The sequence below is a fragment of the Enterococcus florum genome (assembly GCF_004309355.1).
Taxonomy (GTDB): Bacteria; Bacillota; Bacilli; order Lactobacillales; family Enterococcaceae; genus Enterococcus_A; species Enterococcus_A florum.
Map to the genome: position 1 here is coordinate 1 of NZ_BJCC01000041.1, position 6,679 is coordinate 6,679.

The window sequence follows — 6,679 nt, forward strand, 5'->3', positions numbered from 1 at the left end:
TTTCTTTAATTTCTCTATTAGAAGCAAGATCGATAGACCGATCATGGAAATTCCAACGATAACGATCATATGCAGACCAATTCCACCTGCCATCGGCATTTTCATTTCTTTGTAGTTCGGCAAGTAGAGCTCAGAACTCTTCTTATAAAATGCTGGTGGTAAAGGATCTCCCCGGCCAATAGGATCACTTATCGTTCCAGCAGAGGCGTCTACCTGAATAATCCATTGACCTGTTGGCAAGGCATAGCCATCCACGGTCTTCGTTTCGATTAATAAATAGTTTCCTGATTTTAGTCCTGTGAATGATACACGCCCTGTCGCGGGATCGCTGCTCTTTGTTTGAAGTGCTGCCGTCATATCCCAGTAGGTATTTGCAGCTAATGGATCATCATTGGTCCCTATTTGCAGCGTTTCGCCTGATTTGCCGCCATACAGCTCAAATTCAACATTTCCCAATGGATTACTTTTTTCGTTGACTTTGATGAAGGAAAAGTCCTTTTCAGGAATTCGGAAGTTTTGTACATGTATTCCATTGAATTCTGGTGGTTTGGGATTTCCTCTTCCCTCAATCGACCATTGATCATTTCCCGTTTTTGTCATATCAATTGTTAATATCCATTGATTTTCTGGCAACTGATATCCAGGAACTGTTTTAGTCTCTACTAACAAATATTTCCCGGACTTCAAATCCGTGAACTCAACTCTTCCTGTTGTCGCCGCACTTGTTTTCGTTTGAAGAGCAGCACTCATATCCCAAAAAGTATTGGCAGCCTTCGGATCATCGTTGACTCCCATTTGTAATGTTTCCCCTGCTTTTCCACCATATAGCTTGAACTCAACACCACTTAATGGTTGACCATTCTCGTCATCTTTATAAAATCCAAAACTTCTCTTTTTCGGCACGTTCTTCACATGTATTCCATTGAATTCTGGTGGTTTGGGATTTCCTCTTCCCTCAATCGACCATTGATCATTTCCCGTTTTTGTCATATCAATTGTTAATATCCATTGATTTTCTGGCAACTGATATCCAGGAACTGTTTTAGTCTCTACTAACAAATATTTCCCGGACTTCAAATCCGTGAACTCAACTCTTCCTGTTGTCGCCGCACTTGTTTTCGTTTGAAGAGCAGCACTCATATCCCAAAAAGTATTGGCAGCCTTCGGATCATCGTTGACTCCCATTTGTAATGTTTCCCCTGCTTTTCCACCATATAGCTTGAACTCAACACCACTTAATGGTTGACCATTCTCATCATCTTTATAAAATCCAAAACCTCTAGTTTTCGGCACGTTCTTCACACGTATTCCATTGAATTCTGGTGGTTTGGGATTTCCTCTTCCCTCGATTGACCATTGATCATTTCCCGTTTTTGTCATATCAATTGTTAATATCCACTGATTTTCTGGCAACTGATATCCAGGAACTGTTTTAGTCTCTACTAGCAAATATTTCCCGGACTTCAGATCCGTGAACTCAACTCTTCCTGTTGTCGCCGCACTTGTTTTCGTTTGAAGAGCAGCACTCATATCCCAAAAAGTATTGGCAGCCTTCGGATCATCGTTGACTCCCATTTGTAATGTTTCCCCTGCTTTTCCACCATATAGCTTGAATTCAACACCACTTAATGGTTTATCATTCTCATCATCTTTATAAAATCCAAAACCTCTTTTTTTCGGCACGTTCTTCACACGTATTCCATTGAATTCTGGTGGTTTGGGATTTCCTCTTCCCTCGATTGACCATTGATCATTTCCCGTTTTTGTCATATCAATTGTTAATATCCACTGATTTTCTGGCAACTGATATCCAGGAGCCGTTTGGGTCTCTACTAACAAATATTTCCCGGATTTCAAATCCGTGAACTCAACTCTTCCTGTTGTCGCCGCACTTGTTTTCGTTTGAAGAGCAGCACTCATATCCCAAAAAGTATTGGCAGCCTTCGGATCATCGTTGACTCCCATTTGTAATGTTTCCCCTGCTTTTCCACCATATAGCTTGAACTCAACACCACTTAATGGTTTATCATTCTCGTCATCTTTATAAAATCCAAAACCTCTTTTTTTCGGCACGTTCTTCACATGCCAAGCACCTGTACTGGACTTGCTCGGTTCGATCGTTCCCGGATTATTCGTTCCAATATAATCAATTCGATTAATAAAAACGCCCTTGTCATTATTACTATCTGTCACAATGACCCAATAGGACCCAGTTTCAATGGTATAGTCGCCGTAGGTCTGAGTTTCCATGATGGCATACGTCATCGGCCCCCAAGAACCGCCGGCATCAATCACCAGATCTAAAATTTTTCCAGCGCTTGTCGTTTGATATTCATTCCCACCATTCAACACTTTCCAATTGGTTACATTCGTCGGTGGAGATTTATCAGGTGCGTTATTTCCATTCCAGTCACCAATATATTGGTACGCCTTAAATTTGACTTTATTTAGCGTAGTGGACGGCATGATCGCTCCCGTCTCATCACTCTTATAGATAGGTTCTTTACCATCTTTCATCCGATTTTTGATATAATACTGGGTCTTTCCTTGACTATCAGTAAACGTCCCAGTACCGAGATTATTCGTTCCACAAGATTGAAGGGAAGCAATCTCTCCACCGGGGGTTGACCAAATAATCCAATAAGCTTCCGATGCTGAGGGCAGTTTATAAGAAGGATAGGTTGATACTTCAACTAGGCCATACACTTTATTAGTCAGATCGATCGTCTTATCCGAAATCTTCCCTTCTGAATCTGTCACATAAGGTTTGTTTACTGGATTGACCAGCTTCCAAGCCGCATTTTGAGTCGTTGGATTCGTTGGTGGAGCGATATTTTCCGGCTCTAATCCAGCTGCCCAATTGGCGGTATACTCGTACAGATTAAACGCAACCTGCATGTTCTGTCCTTGACTGTTTTTTAGTGCATTTCCGTTTTGATCAATCGACGGCATCGGCTTATCAAAGTGGTCCCATTTGTATATTTTGAACGGTGTGCTGGAATCGTCTAACACATAATAAAGTTTCAATACTAATTTATTATCTGCGGTGATAACACCACTCACCTTCGTTCCACTGACCGTATTATCGAAGGAGTACCCTGGGAATACTCTCGGTGAAGCACTCACCGTTTTTCCAACATAATCAAAGTGCTGTTCATCTACACGCAAATCCCAGTTTGTAAAATTGCCCGCAGTTTTTTGTACATAATGTTCTACTTTGTAATAAGCTTCTGGTTTTTTCTTGTTTCGCACATACACAATCGGACCATTCGTAGTTCCTGGTATGACGAATTCATCAGAGATAACCGCTTTTGCTGTAGAATCATAGTCACTCGATTTTGTCGGATCATACGCATCTGGCGATTTCGTCTCAACGAAACGATAGGTACCATTCGCCATATTTTTGATCTGAATCGCCCCGTCATAAATGACAGAACCATCTGCTTCGATTTCCCCCGTCTTCAATCCGCTTTGACCCGCTACATCTGACCAAGTACCATTGGTATTTTTCTTTTGAAGTTTGAACTCGGCGCCATTGATTGTCGCATTCGTATCTTCGTCAATCTTGAATAGCGTTGCTATATTCCCATTCAAACGAAGATCGCCATACGGGTTGTGCATCTCGCCTGTCCCTTTTGCCGTATATTTATTATCTAAATACACCGCACTTTGGAAAGGATACTCTGCTGTGTTCTCTTTTACACCGCTTGTCGATTCTGGGTTATACTTCAAATGGACAGAAACAGTGTAGGTCGGAATCTGACCGCCAATGCAGTTAGAATCCCCAAAAGTTAAAGTGAAGTAGTCTTCTAAAAGATTCCTATCTCCTTCTGTATAAAACCCATTCGCAATCGCATAATCAGCCGATTCGACTGCAAATTGCAAGATCGGACGATTCACATTGTTTCGGTCTTTGATCGTCCGGGCTCTTGCTCCAGTTGCTGCAGCGGATTCCGTCAAGTCGCTGTACTTCTTCTGTTGCCCGCCTGACTTAGCGACCTTTCCAAAGTTGATCATCACGATTCGTTCCGCGTTTTTCCCTGCCCCTTTTGTAAAAACGCCGTATTGGTAAGGGGCTGCTTTCACTTTGGTTCTAAAACTTGCTTCCGTATCAGAGGCCGCTTGCTGAATCTCAGAAAATGAAGTTGCAAGCGTTGGATATCTTGGTTCTTTTGTCGCCTGATTTCCGGTTGTTTTATAAATAGGTCCAGATCCTTCATCGACTAAAACATAAGCATCAAATGCGGACAGGCCTGTTAAAACCCCTCCTTTTTTTGCTGTTTGCGCGCCTTGTGGAAAATCATCTGGCACACGTGTCTGTGCCATAATCGTCAACTTTTCAACGGCTACGCCTTTTTCAATCTTATCCTCGACGTACATTTGGTTAGAGGCAGTAATATTCTCCCCCCATTTGTAAACCATCTCATCGCCTTTTAAAGCAAATCCTGTTTCGGGATATTTTAACCAGTCAACCTTGTCTCCATTCAGTTCCACACTTCCTGCCAAGTTAACAGTAAAATCGTACTGCAAATGTTGATTAGAAGAAAAGGGCGATGTTTTATAGTCAAACCCTTTTTCTACCGTGAGTAATTTTTTTTCAAAGCGAATTGGTTTTGTGACTCCGCCAAACTCAACATTTTGAATACCTTCAACTAACGTCAAATTCTTTAAGGAATTCTCTGGCATCCCGAATTCGATTCCTTCAATTTTTTTGATGTTTTCCCCAGTAACCCCTTCATTGAATCTTACTTCGATTCGAGTAGTAAGCTCTTCAATCCCAGGTGCAATCCGCCAGGTCCCTATTTCTTTTGTCACACCATTAATCGTCGCTTCTAGCTTCGCCCACTCGTTCACTGCGACATTCCATCGACCAGAAGCGGGTGTTGCTCCATATCCTTTATTGACTGGTGTTTGAATGTAGAAGTAATCACCATCTTTTAAGATGTTGCTTCCTCCCGGCTCCAATGACCAATTAAAGACTAGTCGATAATTGGCATCCGGTTTCGCTGCATTCGTTGTACTCAATGCTTTGTTAGCAGAATCATAGATGTTCCAACTGTTCACGACAACTTTACTGGAAAGATCCTGCCCCTCTGCTTGCGGTCCAATAGCATCTGATTTTGTCTGTTTCTTGTTTGGTTTTTCATCACTGTTTTCGATCATAGCAGCTTCTTGTTCATTCGACTGACTCGATTCCGTCGTTTGCGAAGCTGTCGTTCCAACTTCCGAATATTTCTTTAGCGGATCACTGCTTTTAGTAGGGAGCGTATATCTGCGATTTGTCTCAACCGTTGTACTCTCTGTCTCGGATAATGCAGTAATCGGAAGCAGCTGTATGAAGAACAATACGACTGCGAACAAACTCAGTCCTTTAACGATATATTTGCTCATCTCGCTTCACCCCCCCTAATGATCTTTCTCATTTTTTCTCATCACACCCATCTTTTGTCTCTCTACTTCTTATTGAAAAATTTTCTTGCGTTCCTCTATTGGAAAGTAGTCGTAAAAGCTGTCTGTTAACTGATATCCTTTGCCCCACATGGTCACTAACAGTTCTTCATTGATGCCATGATCCTTGAATCGCTGCTTGATTCGTTTGATGATGTAGGACAACTGTGCCATCTTAGATCTGTCTGGCTCTTGATTCCACAGCACCCTGCATAGTTCCTCTCGGGAATATACCTCGCCGCTTTTTTTCGCCAAAGCATCAAGAAGGCACTTCTCTTTTCCTTTGAAATGAATTTCTGTCAATTTAAAAGACGGTTTAGGCTCGGCTTCCCGCAAACTAATCAAGCTCCCTAGTGTTCCTAGCCCAGTTGGACAAGCCAGCTCCGTTCCCGACTGCTGCGTTGGCTCGTTGGAAAATAGTTCTCTGATTTTCTCCAAAGAAAATTGATCCATCATCCATCCATCGATTCCCTTGTCACTCCAGTATTCTTGATCCACACGATCCAATCGTTTTTCGATCTTTCGATAAGCAACATGCTTTTCTTTGTTCACTGCAGGAAGCAGCTCCAACACTTCCTTGTCTGTAACAGATTCACTGAAAATGATCGCATTGAAATAATCAAGCAAGCGCGTGACAAATTGATGATGGGTCAGATTTAAGATGCTGGATGAAACAAAGACTTCATGATTCAGCCTCTGGAGCTGTTCTTGAATTTTCTGTTCATTCAACACATTTCTAGTTACGATCAATATCTGCACGTTGGGCAGCCCCCTTTGGTTATAAAAAACGATACAATTCTTAAAATCACATCAGTTATATAAAAAGGCGCGAACGTTCTCCACTCATTAGAAAAATCGTTTATTTGCAAATGATTAAACAAATCGAGTAAACTGAACCTATTCACTTAAATCAATAAACACACTCATTGATTGCCTTATTTCTTCTTGGTCTTCAATAGACTAGGAAAGATGCTCAAATCATTGATATACCAACAAAAAAGACTGCCCTGTGACGGCAGTTGACGGCGAAAAAACGCTTGTGAATACGCTATTTCGTTATTTTCTGTGAAATATAAACTTTTCAAACACCTTTTTTGTTGAATGTAACAAAAAGACAGTCGCAAACGTTTTCTCGAAAAAAAAGAAAAAAAGCTCCCCCATAAAAGATCCTTCCAATTTTTTTGAAAGTTCCTTTATGCGATTGCTTTTTCCATTTGTTTAACTACCCGCA

Annotated in this window: 2 protein-coding genes; both read right to left on the reverse strand. The window is 41.4% G+C overall.

Translation table 11 applies throughout. The features are described 5' to 3' along the window. A partial coding sequence (locus NRIC_RS18490) for a SpaA isopeptide-forming pilin-related protein (RefSeq protein WP_146624201.1) occupies nt 1-5,391 on the reverse strand: 5,391 nt, incomplete at its 3' end. Nucleotides 5,392-5,460: 69 nt separating this feature from the next. Then, nucleotides 5,461-6,207, reverse strand: coding sequence for a helix-turn-helix domain-containing protein (locus NRIC_RS18495; protein ID WP_146624202.1), 747 nt, complete (start codon nt 6,205-6,207; stop codon nt 5,461-5,463). Nucleotides 6,208-6,679: the final 472 nt, after the last annotated feature.